This is a genomic window from Mycobacterium sp. ITM-2016-00316, assembly GCF_002968335.2.
Classification (GTDB): domain Bacteria; phylum Actinomycetota; class Actinomycetes; order Mycobacteriales; family Mycobacteriaceae; genus Mycobacterium.
Genome location: NZ_CP134398.1, coordinates 2,972,712 through 2,993,714, shown reverse-complemented (window position 1 = coordinate 2,993,714; position 21,003 = coordinate 2,972,712). Strand labels below are relative to the sequence as shown.

Below are 21,003 nucleotides of genomic sequence, written 5' to 3'. Positions count from 1 at the left end.
GGCGAGTCCGGTTGCCCAAGCCGAGCCGCTCGATCAGAGTTGTCCAGTCACTGCCTCTGCCCGCCGCGGTTTCCACCCGGGTCGGGGGACCGACGCGATGAGTTTCTTCGTGTAGTCGTCGCTGGGTGTCCGCAGTACGTCATCGATCGGGCCTCGCTCCACGATCTGTCCACGGTGCATGACGATCACATCGTCGGCGATGTGCCGGGCGACGGCCAAGTCGTGGGTGATGAAGAGAAATGCCATGCCCGAGTCGCGGCGGATCTGCGCGAGCAGGTTGAGGATCTGCGCCTGAATGGATACGTCGAGTGCCGCGACCGCTTCGTCCAGAATCAGGAGCCGCGGGTCGGCGGCAAGCGCGCGGGCGATCGCGACGCGCTGACGCTGACCACCGGAAAGGGCGCGCGGCGGCGCGTCAGCCTGGCGCGTGCCCAGCCCGACTTGATCGAGCAGTTCCTCGATTCGGGCGGTGACGCCGCGATCGTCGAGGTCCGAGTTGTGTATGTCAAGAATCTCGCGCACCGAGTCACGCGCGCTTTGGCGCCTGTCGAGCGACCCGTATGGGTCCTGGAAGACGATCTGGATTTGCCGCGCCCACCGGCGTCGCATAGTCGTGGACACCCGGCCGCCGGGTCGGTCCTCGCCCTCGACGGTGATGGTGCCCGCGCTCGGCCGTTCGAGCCCGGCGATCATCCGGGCGACAGTTGTCTTACCGGAGCCCGACTCGCCGACGATTGCCAGCGAACCACCCGCGGCCACCGAGAACGTGGCGCCGTCAACCGCGACGTGGTGCCCGAAGACCTTGCGTAGCCCGTCGACTGCAAGCAGAGTCTCAGGCACGGGGCGGCCCTTCGAGCGCGCTGCCATCGGCGATCTGTTCGGCGAAGTGGCATGCCGCGACGCCATGGTGAACCGGTGTGAGCTCCGGTCGCTGCGAGCGGCAGACCGGCTGGCAGAACGGACAGCGGTCCGCAAAGCCACAGCCGTCGGGTGCCTCGTAGCCGGCCAGCGGCCTGCCGGGGATCGCTGCGAGCGTTCCTCGTCCACCATCGACGTCGAGGCTTGGACGGGCGCCCAGGAGCCCGCGTGTGTACGGATGCGCTCCGTCTCGGTGAAGCTTGTCCGAAGCTCGCTCTTCGACCAGCCGCCCGGCGTACATGACCGCCGTTCGGTCGCAGACCGCGGCGGCCAATTCCAGGTCGTGCGTGATGAAGATCATGCTCATCTGCCGGTCGCGGCGTAGCTCGTCGATGATGGCCATCACTTCTTCCTGCGTGGTCACGTCCAGCGCGGTCGTCGGCTCGTCGGCGAGAAGTAGTTGCGGCTCGACGATGAGCGCCGCGGCGATCATCACCCGCTGCAGGAGACCGCCGGAGAATTCGTAGGAGTATTGGCGCAGCCGCCGCTCGGCATCGGCGATGTGCACGGTGCGCAGAGCATCCGCGGCGCGCCGCTCGGCTTCCTTGCGTCCGACCTTGCGGTTGGCGACGAGGACCTCGCAGAGGAAGTCGCCGATCGGCCGAACGGGGTTGATGTGCGCTCGCGGGTCCTGGAACACCATGGCCACCCGATCCGAGCGCCACTCGCGTAAGCACTTGGCGCTCATGTCGGGAACCGATATGCCGTCGAAGCGAACGTCTCCCTGGGTGGACGCGCCGTTGGGAAGAAGTTGCATGATCGCTCGCGCGGTCATCGACTTTCCCGATCCGGATTCACCCACCAGGCCGAGCGCCTCGCCCGCGCCCACGGAGAACGACACCCCGTTCACGACCGTCTGAGGACGGCCGTCGATCGGGAGTGCGACGCTCAGCGAGTCGACCTCGAGCAATGGTGTCGTCATCGTGCCCCCTGCGCGAGGAGCCGCTGAGACACACGTTCACCGATGACGTTGAAGGCCACCACCGCAAGCACGATCGTCAGGGCGGCATAGAGCGACTGAGCGGGGTGACCATCCACGATCGCCGGCTTGCCGTTGGCGACCATGAGTCCCCACTCTGGGCTGGGCGGCTGCAGGCCGAGTCCCAGGAAGGAAATCGCCGCGATGTCCAGCATGGCATAGCCGAAGCCGACGACGATCTGGGTGACGATGAGTGGCCCGAGGTTGGGCACGACGTGACGCAGGCAGATCCTCCACGGCGACTGGCCCTGCACGACGAGTGCCTCGATATAGGGGAGGTTGCGCTCGCGCAGCGCGGCGGGACGCAGGATGCGTGCGACGTAGGGAACGTTGGCGATCGACAGGGCGATCACCGGTGCGACGAGTCCGCTGCCGAAGACGGCTGCGGCGACGATCGCGAGGATCAGTCCGGGGAAGCCGAACAGGAGGTCCAGGAAGCGCGCCACAGTGGCATCCCACCAGCCGCCGAACCATGCTGCGGACACGGCCAGCATCGTTCCGATCGCTCCGGCCAGCACCATCACCACCGCTGGGGCAACAAGGCTCGGACGCGCTCCGCAGATCAGTCGGGACAACAGGTCGCGGCCGGTGTCGTCGGTTCCGAGCAGGTGGGCGGGGGAGGGGCTGGCGAAGATGTTGAGTTGGTCGAGTTCGGTCGGATCGTAGGGCGCGACGAGCGGGCCGAAGATGGCGAGCAGGATGAACAGCACGCCGACGACGGCCGCCGCGGCCACCGCGAGGTTGGCGGAGCCCAGCCGTCCCGTGACACGCCGGACTCGCGTAGAACCGGCGAGGGCTATGGCGCTCATCAGTCGCGTCCCTTCACGGCTTGGCGGGGATCGAGTGCGACGTTGACGACGTCGACCACGGTGTTGACCACAACGAAGGCGGCGACCATCAGCAGGGACAGAATCTGCACCACGGCGAGGTCCTGCTTGGCGGCGCTGTCGACGAGCAGTGAGCCGATCCCATCGATGCCGAACGCCTTCTCGGCCACCGCCGTCCCCGCGAGCAGACCTGCGATCATCAGCCCCGACACCGCCAGGATCGGTGGTGAGGCGTTACGCAGCACGTGACGTCGGATGATCCACCGATTGGGCAATCCACGACTGCGGGCGGCATCGACGTGCTCAGAGCCGAGCTCACCGCGTACCGATACCTGCGTCACCCGCGCCACCCACGCGATGTAGGCCAGTGCCAGTGAGATCGCAGGCAGTGTCAGGTGCCACAGCTTGTCGCCGAGGCCCTCGCCGGCACCGAAGACCGGAAACCAGGAGAGCTGGGTCGAGAAGATCGCGATGAGGAATACCGCGACGACGAAGGTCGGAAACGCCATCGCCACCGAGCTGCCGACAGTCACCGCCGTCTCGACCCGACCGCCGCGTAGACCGGCGAGCATGCCGCCACCGATGCCGAAGATCACGATCAGCACACCGGCGAAGAGCACCAGCAGCAGTGTGTTCGGGATCCGCCCCGACAGCAGATGTGAAACGTCATCACGGTAGGCAAGTGAGCGCCCCATGTCACCGTGCAGGATCCCCGTTGCCCAACGCCCGTACTGGGAGAAGAACGGGTCGTCCAAGTGATACTCCTGGTGGATCCGTGCAACGACTTCCGGGTTGGGTTTGCCGCCGCCCACGAGCAGGGTTGCAGGGTCACCCGGGGAGATGAACAGCAGCCCGTAGATCACCACGCTGGCGACGACCAGGGTCAGCACCAGCGCCACGATCCGTCTGAGGACGAAACGGACGATCGTCAACTACGAAGCCCCGATCATCGCCGCCCACGGCATGTTGATGTAGGCGAATGAGGCTGGCGCACCGGTGATCCGCTTGTTCATAAACAAGCGCTCGTACGGCGTGCCGATCGGAACGCGCTGTTTTTGCGCCTCCCAGATCGCCTGCGCGTCGACGTATGCCTGTGCCGATGCCACCGGATCGGATTCCTCACGAGACTTCGCGATGTCGGCGTCCACCTGGGGCTTGTCGAAGCCGGTCCAATTGAACAGCGCATCCTTGGGGAACAGCAGGATTGCGTACGACAGCGGGTCCGGGACCTCGACGTAGCCCGCGCTGAGCACGAGGTCGACGTCCTTGCGCTTGGAGGGGTCGTAGAACAAGCTCGAGAACTCGGTCGCAGGCATCTGCTTGAGATCGAAGTTGAGTCCGATCGACTTCGCGGATGCCTGGACGAACGTGGCGATCTGCAACTGCGACTGATCGCCGGCGGGCAGCGCCAAGATCATGGTCTCGCTGGGCGCACCGACCTTCTCGACGAGCGCCTTTGCGCCTTCGACGTCGGGCCTGGAGTTGTCCGGTAGCGCGTCGTAGGCCTTCTGGAACACGGCCGCCCCCGGTCCCTTTCCGAAGGCATAGGGCGGGATGACCGCCCGGTTGGGCGTCCCCGCCCCGTGCCATACGTTCTTCACGATCGCCGCGCGGTCGATCGCCTTGTCCAGTGCCTGCGCGAGCTCTGTCTGAGCCATCGGCGTGTCCGGGTTCGCGGGACTCAGGTTGAACACCTGAGTGCTGGGGCCGAGGTAGAGCTTGCCCGCGTCGGTCTTCTGAAGCGTGTCGAAGCTCGTCGATGGTGCCTCGTACGTGCCGTCGATCTCGCCGGACAACAGCGCGCTGGTCAGTGTGGAGGTGTCTTCGAGGAACTTGAAGTTGATCGTCTTGACCATCGGCTGGAGCTTGGGATCCCAGTAGTCGTCGCGCGCCTGGAGTGTGATGCTCGAGCCGGCATTCCAGCTGGCCACCTTGTACGGGCCGGTGCAGATCGGCGGGTGGCTCGCGGTGCCGTAGCCGGCGCCGGCGGCGGCCGCATCGGCCACGTCGACGATGGCGCCGAACTCCGTCGACATGCCCTCCGCGAAGAGGATGTCCGGCTTGCTCATCGTCACCGTCACCTCGAGCGGGCCGGTTGCCTCGATCGACTTCACCGACGTGAAGAAGTCACCGTTGATCGGCTCCATCGCCGGGTCCATGTTGCGCTTCAGGCTGCCTACGACGTCGTCGGCCGTCATGGGCTTGCCGTTGGAGAACGTCACACCGGGCCGAAGCTTGTAGACGATGCTCGTCGGAGTCTGCGTCCAGCTCTCGGCGAGGCCGGGGGACGTGCTGTAGTCAGCGTTCATCCGCAGCAGCGGCTCACACACGTTCATCAGCACCGTGTTGGGTGAGTAGTCGCCCGTCTTGACCGGGTCGAGCGTCGTGGGCTCGCCGGTGGAGAGCGCCCAATTGATCGAGTCGACGGGGCCCTTGCCTGGCGGCGTCGTGGCCGAAGCGTCGGTGGGCGGCTCCGCCGCCGTGGTGTTCTCACCAGAGTTTCCGTTGCCGCCGCAACCTGCCACGACGATGACCGCGGCGGCGGCGGAGAGCAAGGCAGTCGTCTTACGAAGCATCATTACGTTCCTCCGATAGTGCGGTTACGGTCAGGCGTGCCGGCCAATCGGCCAAGACGTACAGCGTCTGCTGGGAAGCTCGGGGCTCGACAACCGTCCACCGGTTCTCGTCGGTGCCGGAGTTCGGGATGAACAGCGGGAAATCGCTTGACGAAATATGAACGCGGAGAGCGTGATTCGAGCGCACCCGGTAGCCGGTGTGGCCGAGGTTGACGTGCGCCCGAGAAATTGTTCGGGCATCGTCGAGATGAACCTGGCCACGCACGATCATGTGTGCGCTGCCGTCCGGGGCGACATCAAGGAGCTTGACGAACACGTCGGCGGTCGGGGCCGTGCTCGAGACACGGGCTTCGACCTCGATCGGACCAGCCAGGTCGAGTGGTTCAGTGAGTCGCTCACTGGTGAACGTCAGCACGTCTCCGCGGTCGCCCGTCGCGCTTTCATCTGGATAGTCGAGAAGGAAGGCAAAGGAGTTCTTGACCGCCGACGGAATGAGGTTGTCCGGATCGAAGTCCCACTGGGCCTCTCCCATCTCGCCTGCGCCGGCGTCAACCAGGTGACCGCCCGGGGTCGCACCGGCCGCGCTGCCCAACCCGGAGAGATCAAAGCTACGCTTCGTCGCCCCCGGAGGCGGCCACTGCGACGACGTCTGCCATCCCACATGGCCGAGTTGCCAACGGACCTTCGGGAGTGTGTCCGGTGACTTGAGTTCCCGCACGAAGACGTCGAGGAAATCCAGTGCCTGTGACGTGTAGAGATCGAGCATCCGCTCCAACGCCTCGTCATTGCTGCCGTGATCGTCTGCGTCTTTTATCGGTGCGAGGTCGAGGGTGTAATTCTCGTGATCGAAGGAGCCCGCCTCGATGTATTGCACTGCCGCCCACTGAGGAATGGACTCCAACTCCATCACGTCGCGCATTTGAGGGATCATGAGATTGTCGAACCAACCGACGGTCTGCAAGACGGGGATGGGTTTGGCATCGCGCGGATGCTTGAGGTCGAACGGTCCCTTCTTGTTCGCCTGGACCGGGGTTTGCGAGTCGAACGACGAGGATCGGGCGCCGATGGCCGCAAATGCCTCCTCGAACGCGTCGGCCAAGGGGCGGTTGTCGTAGTTCGGGTCGTATTCATAAGCTTCGTGGTCGACCCAGTGAGTGGCAAGGTAGTAGGCGCCTTCCATCCACGGCACGGGCTCGCCGAAGCCGCCAAGGCCACCACGATTCACTGTGCTCAACTCGTAGGTGGTCACCCGTGGGACGATCGCCTTGAGCGCCGGGTGGGCAGAGACTACGGCCGCCCACTGCGTGAAGCCGTAGTAGGAGTCTCCGAACATGCCAACCGCGCCGTCGCTCCAGTCTTGGGCCACTATCCAGTCAATGGTGTCGTAGCCGTCCTCGACCTCGTGGTCGAAGGGCTCCGTCGGCCCCTGCGAACGGAACTTTCCGCGCACGTCCTGCACGACCATCGCATAGCCGCGGTCGGTGAATCGCCGCGCGATCCTGTCGAAGAACACGTACCGACTGTTCTTGTCGTATGGCAGGCGGACGAGCACCGTCGGTGCATGGGTGACGCCGGACGGCAGGTAGACGTCCGTTGCGAGGACAGTGCCGTCTCTCATCGGAACTGCGTACTCAGTCGCGCTGTCGCCGACAGGTTCCGCGACGGTACGGACAATCTGCAATTCACTCACGTGAGCGGCTCCTCCTTGGACCCATGATGGCGACACCGACGAGCCGAGCGCTCGGATGAGGACGTTGTCGCCGTCGTGATAGACAACACTGTTGTACAACAGTGTTGTCTCGTCAACCGGAAGAGCTAAGGTCACAAGATGCCGCCCGAAATCGACACGAGCGCACGCCTCACGGAGATCGCCCAAGCCACCCTCGACGTAGCCCGCGAGGAGGGGCCGCGCTCCGTCACCATCCGAGCCGTGGCCGCCCGCATGGGTCGGTCGACGACGGTCATCACCAAGTACGTCCCCAGTCGATCCGCGCTGCTGGTCAACGCGGTGTCGCATGTGCGTGCCGGGTGGGACGCCGCAGTGGCGGAAGTGCTCGACCGGAAGTCTGGCCTGAATCGTCTTCGCGCCCTGATGGATTGGACTCTTGATACCGAGGACTACGACGACGCAGCGCGCCGGTTGTGGCACGAGATCCTCGCCAAGGAGGAACCCGCCAGCGACCAGTGGGGGGCCTTGGTCGACGAGGCCCACGACGATCACGCATCGATCGTCACGACGATCGAAGAATCCGCGATCGATGCGCCTCCATGGTTGGCCGACGTTCTTTTCCTGGTGTCGCGCGGTTTCTTCGTCTCGACAGTCAAGGATCCAGAGGACTGGAGTGGGGACCGGGCGCGCGTGGCCGTCAACGCAATGCTCGACGACCTATTCACGCCGAGCGCTGCGAAGTCCAAGCGTGCGAAAGGCTAAGCGAACGCGACCGAAGGTGTGACCTTCAGAGAGCCCGCTGGCTTGCGCACTGTCAAAGCGGGCTCAGCTGTACCGCGCGACAAGCGCACCGCCGATCGCGGCGAGGTGGTCGCGCACGCCTTGCGGGCCGGTGACGTCGAGCCATTCGGTGAGCCCGGCAAGTTCGACAGCGAGGGTGTACTCGCTGTGGCCGCGAACCACGATCGCGATCCGGCCGTCGGGCGTGGAACCGCCAACCTTGAGGCGGCCCCCGAGCACCGTTCGAAGCAGGCCGAGCCCGTCGGGGGTGCACAGGCCCTGAACCTCAAGGGGAGTGCGCCTTCGGTCGACCTCGTCGGCGATCTCGCGCCAGCTCTCGGCAAGGTCGAATCCCTCGGGCCGTTGGACGGGAACGTCGGTCAACTCGACAGACGAAACACGGTCGATCCGAAAGGTCCGTTGGCCGTCCTCCGTATGGGAGACCAGGTACCACGTCGAGCTCTTGGCGACGATGCCCAAGGGGCTGACATTCCGCTCGGTCTCGGAGCCCTTGCGGTCGACGTAGCCGAGCCGCACCTGGACGCCGAGGATCACCGCCTCCTGAAGTTCGTCGAGAAACCGGGGCGCTCGGCGCTCGAGCCGGCTGGATCCCCAGTGTCGTGGGTCCACGACGACTGATGTCGCCGCTCTCGCGGCCTGCTCCCGGAAGGGCTCAGGAAGCGCGCGTACGAGCTTGCGCAATGCGGCCTTCGCGCCCGGGGTTGCCGTCGAGGCAGGTCCGGCTACCAGAAAGAGGGCGCGCGCTTCGCCCGCGGTCAGGCCGGAAAGGTCGGTGCGAGCGCCACCCAACAGGCGCCACCCACCCCCTCGGCCTTGCATGGAGTACACGGGCACCCCGGCGACGCTCAACGCTTCGAGGTCGCGGCGGGCGGTGCGCTCTGACACCTCCAGCTCCAGGGCGACCTCCGATGCGGTGACCTGCTCGCGCTGCTGAAGCAGCAGGAGGATGGCTATCAGCCGGTCGGCTCGCATTCAGCCACACTTCCATATAAAACTGGCCATAAGGTGACCGGTTTAGGTCGGCACAATGGCGCCATGACCACACAGACCAGCGTCACCACGGACCACCTCGACGATCCCAGGCCAATGCTCGACCGCGCCATCGCCACCGTCGGGGGCGTCATTACCGGCGTCCGGTCAGAGCAGCTCACGGACCCGACGCCGTGCACCGACATGGACGTGCGAGCGCTGCTCGCCCACCTCATCGGCGTGCTGAACCGGGTTGCCGCGCTCGGCAACGCCGAAGACCCCTTGGCAGTCACCGATACCCCAGTCGCCGACGATCGCTGGCCCGACGCATGGCGGGAGTCGGGGCGACGCGCCGCGGATGCCTGGAGCGACGACGCCGTGCTCGAACGACCCATGGCACTGCCGTGGATCGCAGGCAGCGGCGCCCAGGTACTGGCGTCCTACTTCTCCGAGCTGACCGTCCACACGTGGGACCTTGCGACGGCGACCGGTCAGCAGCCTGACTGGGACGGCACGGTCGTCACCGTGGCGCTCGACGCGGCCCGCCAGATGCTGCCGGCCGAGAACCGACGAGCTCTCTACGCGGAGATCTCGGCCGCGAGGGGCCTCGACGAGGTCGGTATCCCGTTCGCCGAGGCCGTCGCGATCCCCGACGACGCCCCCGCCATCGATCGCCTCGTCGCCTGGAACGGCCGGGATCCGCGCGGCCCGCGCTGACGGCCCAGTTCAGGCCTCGCCGGGTTAGCGAAAGGCGCTGGGGCGGAACCGAAACGGCGAAGTCTGGTCGTGGGTGGAGCGGACTAGAGCTGTCCCAGGGGCCGACAGACATTGGACAAGGCGTTCCAGTACTGACCGGGCGCACAGTTCTCCGCCGGACGGGGGGTCTGGCAGGTGTTGGTGATCGGATCCCAGAATTGTCCGTTGATGCAGTTCGGGGGCTCAGCCGAACCGATTCCGGCGCCTAACAGCGACCCCGCGGCAATGGGAGCGGCCGCAAGGATGGCGATGGCCGAACGGCGCAAAAGATGATTTCGCATGAGGGTATCTTGCCCGACGATCTGAATTCCCAAACGCTTGTCGGTACCGACCGGCATCGGTGGGAACGATCGTTTCCGCGGGGCGTCGCTGACGTGTGCCGCTACTGCAGGGTCGCGTAGATTCTTCTAGAACAATCCGAGACCCTGACGCACCATTCGACGAAGGCCATCATGTCCGAAGACCAGAACACAGACGTTCCACCGAACCACCTTTCCATCGATCCGCGCAGCGCCTTTTACAGCGAAGAGGTGCTTAGCCGCGACGTGGGTATTCGCTTCAACGGCGTCGAGAAAACCAATGTTCACGAATACAACGTGGCCGAGGGTTGGGTGCGTGTCGAGGTCCCTACGGCGAAGGATCGCCGCGGAAATCCCATGGTCGTCAAGCTCAGTGGCACGGTTGAACCATTTTTCCGCTGAGCACACAAACGGACGCCTCGTGCTTTGGTGGCGCCGTGGTGACGGTTCACGCGACACTGCTCATGATCGCGATAACCAGCCCGCCCACGGTGAGCGCCCCGACCATCACCGCGGCCGCGATCGCCCGGCCCCGGCGATGCCGGCGCGCGTCGTAGATACCCACCGCGATGCCGGCGAGGATCAACGCTGCATAGGCCGACAGCCCGAACGTCAAGGCCGCCGTTGACGCGGCGCTGGACAGGGCCACGGTGTGCATGCCGTGAGCCTACGGCGCGTAGCTGATCGGTCCGTCGGTCAGTTCGGACCGGGCTGACAGCCGAGCACGTCGTCGAGGTCGAGCGAGTGATGATGGCATTCCTCGGCCTTGCGCGACAGGCATGTCCGGTGGCGGTCTGGCTGGCGACCTGCAACCCCGCTAGGGACTTGTGTCGGCGTTCCTGCGCGGGCCGGTGCGTATCCAGACCACCGTGAAGAACACCAACGTCAGCGCCAGCGGGGTGAGTCCGAGGAGCCAGCTCAGCGCTAGCGGGGGACCAGGCTGTTTGAGCACGTCGACGGCCAGGTCGCCGGTGCCTTCGCCGTGCGGACCGTCGATCGTGAACCGCAGCGTCCACGTCCCCGAGGAGTCGAGCGACTCCACGTCAAGGCCCCACACCTCGCGGTTGCGGGGATGCCGGGCCAGTCGATCCGCGTCCTGCCGGCCATCGGGTGCGATCGTCGCGATGGTGCCGGACTTGCCTACGATTCCGCCGTCCGGTTGGAATGTGAAATCCAACGACTGCATGGCGCGCAGCGGCCACACGGTGAACCCGACCGTCACCGGGTAGGGGCCGACCTGGACGTGCTCGGTGTGCACGACGTAGTCCAGCGGATCGGAGGCGGCGGCCGGTGCCATGGTGATCGACAGCGCGGCGACGGCGCACAGCATCGCGACCATTGCCCGCAACCTGTTGGGGATGGTCATGCCGACGCACCGACGGCAGGTGTCGCGTTCGATGCACGCAGTGCCCGGCCGAGTCGCCACGTCGCGCCGCCGAGCACCCCCGCGAGCAGCCCCCCGGCGACGCACGTCAGCAGGATGCTGCCCGCGTGTCCGCCGCCGTCCTCGCCACCCAGGTCGACGCCGCCGGATCCCATCCAGCTGAGCAGCCCGGTGATCGCGATCACGCCTGCCGCGCCGGAACCGGCCAGCAACCAGGCACTCGCGCCTCTCCACCGCAGCAGGAGTTCGACGACGATGCCGAACACGAAAACGATGGCGGGGATCAGCACCATGTCGACGGGGAAGCCCAACTCGACGAAGTCGCGAAGCGCCAAGTGCTGCAGGTCGGCATACCAGCCGACCGCCCAGCCGGCGAACGACCAGGTTGCCACGTTCAGCACCAGTGTGAGAAGCCCGGTGCCGATGGCTCCGCCGCGCGGCACGACTTGAGAACCGAGCAGCACGCAGACGAGCGGAATGGCCAGCCAGGTCAAGGTGGGCCAGTCGATGGTCGCGCTCAAGTTGAGGTCTGCCAACGCGCCGCTTTGGATCGAGGCGTACTGCCCGAAGGCCGCGATCGCGACCATGAAACCCCAACGACCCCAGCGATGTTCGCGGGCCGCTGCAAAGACGATCGCGGTGCCGATCATGGTGACGCAGATCGACGTCAGCCAACCTTGGTGTGGCGGCGACGCGACGGTCACGTCGAATCCGTACAGGCCGTGCCACCACTCGTCGTACAGCCCGTACAGCAGGAACGAGGCCGCGGCGATGCCGCCGACCAGATAGCCGATCGGCGCGGCGAATACGCCGAGCACCTTGAACGCGCGACCACCGACGGTCGGATCGAGATCCTGGCCGTTGCGCTGTGCGGCGGTGGCTCGCAACACCATCACCAAGCTGGTCAACCCGGCGATTGCGCCGCCGGCGTAGATGAACAGGTGCGGCAGCGTGAAGAAGCTATCCGGCCCCACGTCAAGGTGCCAGTCGATGTCCCAGGTCAACCCCGACAGCGAGATCAGTGTGCCGGCGAGCATGACAAACGCCGGTAACTTGCCGCGCGAATCCGCACTCGTCATGGTGGTGTGCCCTTCTAGCCGTTGGTGGTGACGCTCAGAACCGCTTCGTGCACTTGGTCGCTGGCGGCGATGCGGACCGTGATGTCCCATTGCCCGGCCATGGACAGATTTACGTCGGCACGGTACCGGCCGTCGCCTTGGGCCGTGGCGATCACAGGTGTTGTGGCATGGCCCATTTGGGGCATCGCGGGTTCGAAGGTGACTGAGTCCGGTGAGGGGTGCTGGCCCCGATTGCCGGTTATCTCGACGGTGACCGGGCTGGTGGTTCCGACTTTCGGCGACTCGCCGGTCAGCTGCACACGGTACGGTCCTGCCGTCGCGGTGGCCGCGCCGTCGTCCATCGATTTCGGCCACAGCAACCACATTCCGGCGCCGACGACAGCGGCGGCGATCGCGGCGATGACGACGAGGCGCTGGTGGCTCATGGTTGGCGGACCTCGACTTCGGTTGGCGCGGTGAGGATCGCGTAGTCGCGTTCGGTCTGCACCCATACCTTGTAGCGGCCGGGCAGTGCGAACGAGTAGGTGAAATCGATCTCGGGCCCGTACCGGGCAACTGATTCGTCGGGCTGTCCACCTGCGGCGCCGGGCGCCGGCGGCACCATGGCATGCGCATGCGACCAGACCGGTGCCGTCAGTGCGTGTTTGCCGACGTCGGGGCCCTCGGGTAGCGGGCCGACGACCATCATGTGTCCGACCATCCCGAGCCACGGCTGCAGGTCGGGGGTGTCCCCGAACCTGGCCCGGATGGTGCTCGGGCTGCCCGCCGGCGCGACCGTCGCGGTGATTTCGCCCTGCGAGGGTGCCGCCGCGGTCGGCGGTGCGGCAGGGGATTGCCCGTAGACCGAGCCGCGTAGCAGTTGTACCCCGCCACCGCGCCTGGCGATTTCGGCGGTCATCGCGTAGGTCCCGTGTTCGGCGGTGTCGAAATTTGCCTCGTACCTACCCGGCGCGACACGGACAGGATGCACGTGTGACATGGTGCCCGCAGGTGAGACGACGATGAGATGGATCAGCGCGCCGTGGTGGATCAGCAGGTCGTCGGCGGGTCGCCCGGTGGAGGAGTCGGTGAGGTTCAGTCGCAGCGTGGACTGGCCGACCGACACCGACATGTTCACCGGCGGCCGCGAATAGTCGACCGGATTCAGCGAATTGGCCGCAACGCGCGCGTAGGGATCACGGATGTTCTCGAGGGTGGGGTCAAGGTCGTGGCCGGGCTGCGGGGGCTGAGGGGAGTACGCCGACAGCGTCGCGCCGGTGACAGCCACCGTCAGTGCGACGATCATGCCGGTCGCCGGGACTAGCGCCATCCAGCTGCGGCGTGCGCGCAACGCGGCTGCCAGCGAAACGATCAGCAGCGCGCCGGCGGCGAAGAATCCGTAGTCACTGGCTTTCTTCCACGGCGGAATCACCTGCGCGGGCACCAGAAACGGGATCCGCGCCGCGGTGTGGCCGTCGTCGACGATCAGTTCCCATGGTCCGGCCCTGTCGACGTACAGCGTCGCGGAATACATGCCGGGCGTGCCGAGCTTCACCTGCCCGCCGCTGGTAGTGGCTCCCGGTGCCGAAACGGTGAGTTGCAGTGTGCCTGGAGCGTCGCCGCGATGTGTGACGACGTCTACGTGCAGTGGCCCAAGGATTGGTCCGGCTCGTCGGATCGTGACCGTCAATTCGCGGCCGCCGAGCGACTGGGCGACGTGCACGTCTGCATCCGATCCGATGCCGTCTGCCCGCGCCGCGGGCACGCCAGCCATGGCCGCCGCCATCAGCATGCCGCACAAAAACGCCAGTGCGACAGGGGATAAGCCCCTGGTTTTTTGCGCGGTGGTTGCGCAGCTCACCACGCCAACCAATGTCATGACTACCAGCATGGCGCTCAAAAATGCCAGTGTCGCCGGGGATAACCCCCACGGTGCCGGGGGATAACCTCCACTGTGGCCGCGCAGTGGTTTGCGAAGCTCGAAACGCCATGTCTAGCGCACGAATGCGAAGAACGCCCGTGCGACGTCGGTCAACAGCACGAATGATGCTCTTGAGAAACGTAGCTACTCCGGTCGCCGAGATCTCCCTGTCGGGACTGGCGCACCGTGTCCTCGAAGACGTATGTCGCTGCGATTTGGCGAGATTGACCCGAGGCGGCGGGTGAGGGGGCCACAAGGTAGCGCGTGTGATTCATCTGATGAACATGGCGTACATGACTGGTAATCCTGCATTTTCGATTCGTGCCTATTCCTCAAGGTTTGCGAAGGTTGGCGCGACGGATCACGCCGGTCGCTACGGCGAGGGCATCCTTACGCCGCGGCAGCGCACCCACTGATCAACCGCGGGTCGGTCTGCGAAGTTGGGATCGGTAGGCGCTTGGTTGGTATTCACTCGATGCCATGAAGAACATCATCATCGGCGCGATCGCGACGGGCTGCGCCGCCGTCAGCCTCGGCTTGGCGGCACCCGCCAATGCGGATCTCGCTCCGGGCAACTACCACCACCGCAGCATCATGGCCAACGGGATCGTCACCGACAACCTGATGCGGGTGACGAGCTGCGGTCCCGGCTGTATCTCGATCTTCAACCTCACGTCGAACACCGACCAAGGCCAGGCCCACATTCAGGGCAGCCAATACGTGCTCGAACAGTTCGTTCCCGGCGGCGCGTTCTGCCCGGACGGGCGCCCGGTCGACGTGGTCACCCGCTCCACCTTCAACGTCGACGGTACGAACGGGCTCTACACGCTCGACGGCCCCAATCCGTGCGGAACCAGCGGCCCGGTGGGCGAGACGCGATTCACGTTCACCCCCGCGTGAGTGCACCAGCCGAGAGAACTCCGCACCGCTGCTACGGGGCAAGGGAGGGCAAGGTCAGTAGCGCTCGAGGTTTGCCGGGTGTTTGTGTGCTGAACAGACCGGCGATCCGCGTTCGGCGAGCGGACCGTTGAGTCGCGCGAGCGTCACATTCGGCAACCAGCGGTAGCGTTCCGCATCCCACATCGGTACCATTTCGCTATGAGCAAGCAGATCGCCGTTCGGCTTCCGGACGACGTCGTCGATTTCATTGACAGGGAAGTGGACCAGCGGCACGTCGAGAGCCGCGCATCATTTGTGCTCAAAGCGCTCGAACGCGAGCGCCGCCGGCTGATCGCTGCCCGCGATGCGGCGATTCTCGCCGAGCGCACCACCGCGGACGATGACTTCGACGAGCTCGCTGCTCATACGTCCACTTTCGAGCTGGATATCGATTGAGACCAATTCACGTCGCTCAGCTCGATAAGGCTCGACCGGTTCTGATCCTGACTCGGGAGCTCGTGCGGCCCCACCTCACCAGGGTCACCGTGGCACCGATCACCGGAACAGTTCGCGGCCTGTCGACCGAAGTCCCAGTAGGTGTGCGTAACGGGCTCGAGAAAGATTCCGTCGTCAGCGTCGACAACATTGTCACGATCCCGGTTGCGGCACTGGGCCGTCAGATTGGGTTCTTCCTTCCTGATCAAGAGGAATCGCTGGCAACGGCGATCCAGCACGCGTTCGATCTCGACTGACAAGCAAGGGCGACCGCGGTTCGGGGAACGCGGCGGCAGTACCTGCGAGACTGGACGCATGAGTACCACACCGCAGTGCTGGCTGACCGACATGGATGGCGTCTTGGTCCGGGAGGAGCACGCCCTGCCAGGGGCCGCGGAGTTCCTCCAGGCGCTCAGCGACCGGCAGCGGCCCTTCCTGGTACTCACCAACAACTCGATCTTCACGCCACGTGACCTGGCGGCCCGGTTGGCGCGGTCGGGCCTGATTGTGCCCGAGGAGTCGATCTGGACCTCGGCCCTTGCGACGGCGGCCTTCCTGCACGACCAGCTGCCGGGCGGCTCGGCCTATGTGATCGGCGAGGCCGGCCTGACCACGGCGCTGCACCACGTGGGCTACACGTTGACCGACGTCGGTCCGGACTTCGTCGTGCTGGGAGAGACGCGCACGTACTCGTTCGAGGCCATCACCAAGGCGATCCGCCTGATTCTCGGCGGGGCGCGTTTCATCGCCACCAACCCCGACGTGAGCGGTCCGTCGGCGGAGGGTCCTCTGCCTGCCACGGGCTCGGTCGCCGCGCTGATCACCAAGGCGACCGGCAGGGAGCCCTACTTCGTCGGCAAGCCGAATCCGATGATGTTCCGCAGCGCGATGAACCGCATCGATGCCCATTCGGAAGGCACCGTAATGATCGGCGATCGGATGGACACCGACGTGGTTGCAGGCATCGAAGCCGGGCTGGAGACGATCCTGGTGCTCACCGGCTCGACGACGCGCGAGGAGATCGAGCGCTATCCGTTCCGGCCCAGCCGGGTGTTCGAATCCATCGCCGACGTGATCGAACTCGTCTGACGCGGAACGACATCCCACGACGCTACGTCTGGACCAAGTCCGCCGACCAAATCCTCGAATCAGTCGCCAACTACTGCCGCCAAATTGACGACTCAGGACACTAGGAGAGCGGCTCGATGTCGGGAAGTCTCCAGGTTTTGTCGAACCAGGCTCGAGCGGACCGAAGAGGCAGCCGGGTGTCTCGGTCTCCAGCCGCCAATGATCACTCGGCGTCGACGGACTTGGCAGAGCTCCAGCTCAGCAGCAGCTTCAGCGCATCCCGCGACGGTGTGCAGGCTTCGGTGGTGTAGACGAACAGTGCCTGGTCCGCGTCACCAGGCATCGTGAACGTCTCGAAGTCGACGGACAGTTCGCCGACGACCGGATGGCGCAACCGTTTGGTGCCGTATGTCCGCTGGAACACCCGATGCTCGGACCACCACGTGCGGAATTCCTCACTCGCACTCGATAATTCGGCGACGAGTTCCTCAGCGGCCGGATCGTTCGGATCACTCCCGACGTCGAGGCGCAGGTTCTCGACGGCCGATCGGGCCTGAACCTCCCAGTCCAGGAACAGGTCTCGGGCCTGCTCGGTGGTGAACATCCAACGCGCGTAGTTGCGCTCCCGCGGCGGCATCGAGTCGAAGTCGGCGAACAGCACCCGCGCGGCATGGTTGGCGGCGAGCACGTCGGTGCGCCTGCCCAAGATCATCGCCGGTGAGTTGTCCAGCGAATCTAGCAGCTGGTACAGGCCGGGCCGGACCCGCTGCACCGAACGCGGCGCCTTGCGCCGCGTCGACGGCGCACCGACGAGGTGACCGAGGTGCGCGCGCCCGGTCGCATCTAGATCCAGGGCGTGCGCGATCGCGTCCAGCACCGCGGTCGAAGGGGTGATCCGCCTGCCCTGTTCCAGCCGCGTGTAGTAGTCGGTGGAGACGCCGGCCAGCAGCGCGACCTCTTCGCGGCGAAGCCCCGGCACCCGACGGATCCGGCCGTCGGCGGGCAGACCCGCGCGCGCCGGATCAACTGCGCTGCGGGCGCGTTTCAGGAAGTCCGCGAGCTCTCGGTTGGCGTCGGCCACGTATCCCATCCTCCCAGAACAGGGCCGATCGGAAGATAGGACAACGAGTACCAGGTGGCGCCGACCTAGGCCGAAGCGGGCCTGTTTTGCGCCGCCGAAGGACCCTTCCGGCGCCCAGACTGGCTGCGTGCCGATCTCAAAGAAGTTCGGCGCCATCATCTCGAAGGAGACATCATCATGACCTATCCGACCGACCGTCCCGCCACCTGGTTCGTGACCGGAGCCTCGCGCGGCCTCGGCCTCGCGCTCGTCCGCCAACTGTTGCAGCGCGGTGACAACGTCGCGGCGACCACCCGGTCGTCTGAGCGTCTACTCTGCGCGCTGTCCGGCGTCGACACCGCCAGACTGCTGGCGCTGGAGGTCGACCTCGCCGACCCCGGCGCGGTCGGCGCCGCGGTCAACGGCACCGTGGAGCAATTCGGGCACCTCGACGTCGTGGTGAACAACGCCGGCTACGGCCTGATCGCGGCGGTCGAGGAGACCACTGACGCCGAGGCGCGGGCGATGTTCGACGTGCAGGTGTTTGGCGCGTGGAATGTGTTGCGGGCCGCCGTTCCTCACCTGCGCACCGCCGGTAGCGGACACATCGTGAGCGTATCGTCGATCCTCGGGTTGACCGCATTCCCCGGGTGGGCGCTCTACAGTGCGGGCAAGTTCGCGCTGAACGGGCTCAGCGAAGCGCTGGCGCAGGAGCTGGCCGGCTTCGGCGTCCACGTCACCATCGTCGAACCGGGCTACTTCCGCACCGACTTCCTGACCACCGACTCGCTGGCGCTGCCTGCCGACGCGGGGGACGCGTACCCCGCGATCCGGGAGATGACCGAGCAGCATCTGCAGATGCAGGGCACCCAACTCGGTGACCCGATCAAGGGCGCGGCAGCGATCATCGACATCGCCATTACGGGACAGGGCCCGCTGCACCAGCTGCTCGGCTCGGACGCGGTGTCGCTGGCCCAGGGCCAGATCGACGCGCTGACCGCCGACGTGAAGGCCGGCTATGACCTGGCGGTCACCACCGACCAAGGGTGACGTGGTGCTAGCTGCTGCAAACCGTTGGCGCCCGGCGGCGGCGGTGAGGACGCCGGGACAGTGGGGAGGAGTCAAAGCAACAGGCCAGGCCATGATTCATCAGATGCATTATGCAGTGGCCTACTGGTAACACTGCATATTCGATTCCTGCATATTCGCGCGCAGGTAACTGCAGCTTCGTCGCTCGCAACGCCGTCTCACCGGTGATACACTCAGCATATGGACACGGTGACGGTACGTGATCTTCGGAACAACGGGGGAGAAGTCCTGCGCCGCGTCGAGCACGGCGAACGCATCGTCGTTACTCGCGACGGCGCGCCGGTGGCTGAACTCCGCCCCCTGCCCCGATCCAGCGCCGGCCCGGCCGAACTCATTCGCCGCCGCAAGAATCTCCCGCAGGTGAACCCAGATGCGCTCCGGCGCGACATCGACAACCTGATCGACCCGTCGCTGTGACGGAAGCTTTGAGCCAGGGGATGCTGGACACCTCCACGGTGATCCTCCTCGGCCAGATATCCGACCCAACCGAGCTTCCCGACGAATCGGTGATCAGCGCGATAACGCTGGCCGAGCTTTCCGTAGGTCCGCATGTAGCGCGCGACGCTGCCGAGCGCAGTGCTCGTCAGCAGCACCTGCAGCAGGCCGAGGCGGACTTTGATGTTCTACCGTTCGATGGTGATTGCGCGCGGGCATTTGGCGCCGTGGCGGCGGCACTGCGCGCATCGGGGCGCAAGCCAGCGGCGCGCGCGTATGACGCGCTCATCGCGGCGAGCGCGATCGCGCATGCGTTGCCGCTCTACACATGCAATCCAGCCGACTTCGCAGGAATCCCGCGGCTTGAGCTCCGGTCGGTCACCCACCCTCATCATCAGTAGGGAAGATGCTACTCACAGCCCGGTCTCGAAAAGCGTTGGGAAGCAGAGCAATATGCAGTACTTAAGTTGACATAATGTAGATTATCGGCACAAATCCGAACTGGGTGGATGGGCTGAAGCTGCACATGCTGCCGTCTTGCCGCCTGTTTCCGAACTGGACGTCGGCAATTCCCCGGGCAACGTCTCAGTGGCTGCAACTTGTTCGAAGGCGTCCGCGTCGAGATCCGCCTGGGCGTTGTCCGGTCCTGGCCACACGTTGGCTGCCCCTGGATCGGCGCACCGTTGCCTGGCCGGCGGAATCCGCGACGACCGCCCCCGGATTCGATGCCGCCAACCGCTCACGCTCCCCCCGAACTGGGCCAAATTACGTCACTGTGACGAAACGATGGAGTGCGCCTGGATGGCGGTATTGCACACACATGCGAGGATAATGACGCGGTCGGCACGCGCCGACCGGATCGGAGTCGGGTCATGCAGCGACCGCATCAGGTGGTGGTCCTCGTGCTCGAGGGGGCGCTCCCCCTCGACGTCGGGATCCCGGCGGAGGTGTTCCATCCGGAGACGGGGTTCGGATACGAGGTGTCGGTCTGCGGGGTCACCGCCGGAACGGTGCCGGCCCACGGGAGCTTCGGCTACGCGGTCCCGCGGGGCCTGGACGCGCTGGCCGACGCGGACACGATCATCGTCCCGGGGTACGCGCCGGCGGGTCGGCCGATACCGGTTCAGGTGCGCGACGCGCTCCGCACCGCCGCATCCCGCGGGGCCCGTATCGCATCGATCTGTTACGGCGCCTTCGCTCTCGCGGAGGCCGGCCTGCTGGACGGCCTGCGAGCGACGACGCACTGGGATGCGGCGGAAAAACTCGCGGCGCGGCATCCGCAGATCGCGGTCGAGCCGAACGTGCTCTTCGTCGACGAGGGATCCATCCTCACCTCGGCGGGCGCCGCCGCCGGTCTCGACCTGTGCCTGCACATCGTTCGGTGCGACCTCGGCGTGGCCGCGGCGAACGAGATCGCGCGAGGCCTCGTCACCGCGCCCTACCGTACCGGCGGTCAAGCCCAGTACCTGCCGAAGACCAGCTCGGCCGCCCATGGTGAAACCCTCGCCGAGACGCGCGAATGGGCCATGGCGCGGCTCGACGAGCCACTCACGATCGCCGGCCTGGCCGCCCACGCGCAGATGTCGCCCCGCACGTTCCTGCGCCGCTTCGCCGAAGAGACCGGCAGCACCCCGCTGCAGTGGATCCTGCGGGCGCGGGTCGACACCGCCCGCGAACTCCTGGAAAGCACGAAGCTGTCGGTCGACCGCATCGCGGAACAGGTCGGCCTGGGAACTGGGTCGAACCTCCGACTGCACTTCCGCCGGCTCCTCGATGTCTCCCCCTCGGAGTACCGGGCCACCTTCTCCGGGCGGAGCTGA

Annotated in this window: 25 protein-coding genes and 1 pseudogene; 12 read left to right on the top strand and 14 right to left on the bottom strand. The window is 65.9% G+C overall.

The window, feature by feature from the left end:
• Positions 1-33: 33 nt before the first annotated feature.
• From C6A86_RS14410 to C6A86_RS14385, 6 genes are read right to left on the bottom strand one after another with little or no spacing between them, the layout of a single operon-like run.
• Positions 34-840 (bottom strand): ATP-binding cassette domain-containing protein, encoded by an 807-nt coding sequence (locus tag C6A86_RS14410; RefSeq protein WP_311101207.1) that lies wholly within the window; start codon positions 838-840, stop codon positions 34-36.
• Positions 833-1,828: an ABC transporter ATP-binding protein gene (locus tag C6A86_RS14405; protein ID WP_311101206.1), complete on the bottom strand. Its 996-nt coding sequence runs from the start codon at positions 1,826-1,828 to the stop codon at positions 833-835. The genes C6A86_RS14410 and C6A86_RS14405 overlap by 8 nt, the downstream gene beginning before the upstream one ends.
• 8 nt (positions 1,829-1,836) lie before the next feature.
• On the bottom strand, positions 1,837-2,706 hold the full coding sequence (locus tag C6A86_RS14400; RefSeq protein WP_105363667.1) for an ABC transporter permease: 870 nt from the start codon (positions 2,704-2,706) through the stop codon (positions 1,837-1,839).
• Positions 2,706-3,656, bottom strand: coding sequence for an ABC transporter permease (locus tag C6A86_RS14395; RefSeq protein WP_199196214.1), 951 nt, complete (start codon positions 3,654-3,656; stop codon positions 2,706-2,708). Before C6A86_RS14395 ends, C6A86_RS14400 begins: the two co-directional genes overlap by 1 nt.
• Entirely contained in the window at positions 3,657-5,303 is a 1,647-nt protein-coding gene (locus tag C6A86_RS14390) for an ABC transporter substrate-binding protein (protein WP_105363666.1), read from the bottom strand.
• The gene (locus C6A86_RS14385) at positions 5,290-6,990 is read right to left on the bottom strand and encodes a CocE/NonD family hydrolase (protein ID WP_199196213.1); all 1,701 of its coding nucleotides are present in this window, start codon (positions 6,988-6,990) and stop codon (positions 5,290-5,292) included. Before C6A86_RS14385 ends, C6A86_RS14390 begins: the two co-directional genes overlap by 14 nt.
• A 138-nt stretch (positions 6,991-7,128) precedes the next feature.
• Here C6A86_RS14385 and C6A86_RS14380 point away from each other — a divergent pair, with 138 nt between their 5' ends.
• Positions 7,129-7,731 carry a TetR/AcrR family transcriptional regulator gene (locus C6A86_RS14380; RefSeq protein WP_105363665.1) on the top strand — a complete coding sequence of 201 codons (603 nt, stop codon included), beginning with the start codon at positions 7,129-7,131 and terminating at the stop codon, positions 7,729-7,731.
• A 63-nt stretch (positions 7,732-7,794) separates the two neighbouring features.
• On the opposite strand, the gene C6A86_RS14375 is transcribed toward C6A86_RS14380, so the two are convergent.
• Positions 7,795-8,742: a WYL domain-containing protein gene (locus C6A86_RS14375; RefSeq protein ID WP_311101205.1), complete on the bottom strand. Its 948-nt coding sequence runs from the start codon at positions 8,740-8,742 to the stop codon at positions 7,795-7,797.
• Between the two features lie 63 nt (positions 8,743-8,805).
• On the opposite strand from C6A86_RS14375, the gene C6A86_RS14370 reads away from it, so the two are divergent.
• Positions 8,806-9,456, top strand: a complete 651-nt coding sequence (locus C6A86_RS14370) for a TIGR03086 family metal-binding protein (protein WP_105363663.1) — start codon at positions 8,806-8,808, stop codon at positions 9,454-9,456.
• Positions 9,457-9,539: 83 nt separating this feature from the next.
• On the opposite strand, the gene C6A86_RS14365 is transcribed toward C6A86_RS14370, so the two are convergent.
• On the bottom strand, positions 9,540-9,833 hold the full coding sequence (locus C6A86_RS14365; protein WP_233213030.1) for a hypothetical protein: 294 nt from the start codon (positions 9,831-9,833) through the stop codon (positions 9,540-9,542).
• Positions 9,834-9,947: 114 nt separating this feature from the next.
• Here C6A86_RS14365 and C6A86_RS14360 point away from each other — a divergent pair, with 114 nt between their 5' ends.
• Positions 9,948-10,196: a DUF3297 family protein gene (locus C6A86_RS14360; protein WP_105363662.1), complete on the top strand. Its 249-nt coding sequence runs from the start codon at positions 9,948-9,950 to the stop codon at positions 10,194-10,196.
• Between the two features lie 46 nt (positions 10,197-10,242).
• Here C6A86_RS14360 and C6A86_RS14355 read toward each other — a convergent pair whose 3' ends face one another.
• The 5 genes from C6A86_RS14355 to C6A86_RS14335 form a co-directional block, all read right to left on the bottom strand.
• Positions 10,243-10,452: a hypothetical protein gene (locus C6A86_RS14355; RefSeq protein WP_105363661.1), complete on the bottom strand. Its 210-nt coding sequence runs from the start codon at positions 10,450-10,452 to the stop codon at positions 10,243-10,245.
• A 159-nt stretch (positions 10,453-10,611) separates the two neighbouring features.
• On the bottom strand, positions 10,612-11,160 hold the full coding sequence (locus tag C6A86_RS14350; RefSeq protein WP_105363660.1) for a hypothetical protein: 549 nt from the start codon (positions 11,158-11,160) through the stop codon (positions 10,612-10,614).
• Entirely contained in the window at positions 11,157-12,257 is a 1,101-nt protein-coding gene (locus C6A86_RS14345) for a hypothetical protein (protein ID WP_142406993.1), read from the bottom strand. Before C6A86_RS14345 ends, C6A86_RS14350 begins: the two co-directional genes overlap by 4 nt.
• Before the next feature lie 14 nt (positions 12,258-12,271).
• Entirely contained in the window at positions 12,272-12,682 is a 411-nt protein-coding gene (locus C6A86_RS14340; RefSeq protein WP_105363658.1) for a FixH family protein, read from the bottom strand.
• A complete protein-coding gene (locus C6A86_RS14335) occupies positions 12,679-14,010 on the bottom strand; it encodes a hypothetical protein (protein WP_233213029.1) in 1,332 nt (443 codons plus the stop codon). Before C6A86_RS14335 ends, C6A86_RS14340 begins: the two co-directional genes overlap by 4 nt.
• A 627-nt stretch (positions 14,011-14,637) precedes the next feature.
• Here C6A86_RS14335 and C6A86_RS14330 point away from each other — a divergent pair.
• The 5 genes and pseudogenes from C6A86_RS14330 to C6A86_RS14310 all read left to right on the top strand — a co-directional run.
• Positions 14,638-15,057 (top strand): hypothetical protein, encoded by a 420-nt coding sequence (locus tag C6A86_RS14330; protein ID WP_105365889.1) that lies wholly within the window; start codon positions 14,638-14,640, stop codon positions 15,055-15,057.
• Between the two features lie 198 nt (positions 15,058-15,255).
• Positions 15,256-15,492: a YlcI/YnfO family protein gene (locus tag C6A86_RS14325; RefSeq protein ID WP_105365888.1), complete on the top strand. Its 237-nt coding sequence runs from the start codon at positions 15,256-15,258 to the stop codon at positions 15,490-15,492.
• Complete coding sequence (locus C6A86_RS14320) at positions 15,489-15,788, top strand: type II toxin-antitoxin system PemK/MazF family toxin (protein WP_105365887.1); 300 nt, start codon at positions 15,489-15,491, stop codon at positions 15,786-15,788. The genes C6A86_RS14325 and C6A86_RS14320 overlap by 4 nt, the downstream gene beginning before the upstream one ends.
• A 58-nt stretch (positions 15,789-15,846) precedes the next feature.
• The gene (locus tag C6A86_RS14315) at positions 15,847-16,620 is read left to right on the top strand and encodes an HAD-IIA family hydrolase (protein ID WP_023985811.1); all 774 of its coding nucleotides are present in this window, start codon (positions 15,847-15,849) and stop codon (positions 16,618-16,620) included.
• Positions 16,620-16,724 (top strand): annotated as a pseudogene (locus C6A86_RS14310) (IS630 family transposase); the annotation flags it as partial. The gene C6A86_RS14315 and the pseudogene C6A86_RS14310, both read left to right, overlap by 1 nt.
• Before the next feature lie 98 nt (positions 16,725-16,822).
• On the opposite strand, the gene C6A86_RS14305 reads toward C6A86_RS14310, so the two are convergent.
• Complete coding sequence (locus C6A86_RS14305; RefSeq protein WP_105365886.1) at positions 16,823-17,689, bottom strand: helix-turn-helix domain-containing protein; 867 nt, start codon at positions 17,687-17,689, stop codon at positions 16,823-16,825.
• Between the two features lie 168 nt (positions 17,690-17,857).
• Between C6A86_RS14305 and C6A86_RS14300 the strand changes: the two genes are divergently transcribed.
• The 4 genes from C6A86_RS14300 (at position 17,858) to C6A86_RS14285 (ending at position 21,003) form a co-directional block, all read left to right on the top strand.
• Complete coding sequence (locus C6A86_RS14300) at positions 17,858-18,709, top strand: SDR family NAD(P)-dependent oxidoreductase (RefSeq protein WP_105365885.1); 852 nt, start codon at positions 17,858-17,860, stop codon at positions 18,707-18,709.
• Between the two features lie 219 nt (positions 18,710-18,928).
• A complete protein-coding gene (locus C6A86_RS14295; RefSeq protein WP_105365884.1) occupies positions 18,929-19,165 on the top strand; it encodes a type II toxin-antitoxin system Phd/YefM family antitoxin in 237 nt (78 codons plus the stop codon).
• A 20-nt stretch (positions 19,166-19,185) separates the two neighbouring features.
• A complete protein-coding gene (locus C6A86_RS14290; protein ID WP_105365896.1) occupies positions 19,186-19,584 on the top strand; it encodes a type II toxin-antitoxin system VapC family toxin in 399 nt (132 codons plus the stop codon).
• A 471-nt stretch (positions 19,585-20,055) separates the two neighbouring features.
• Positions 20,056-21,003, top strand: a complete 948-nt coding sequence (locus tag C6A86_RS14285; protein ID WP_105365883.1) for a GlxA family transcriptional regulator — start codon at positions 20,056-20,058, stop codon at positions 21,001-21,003.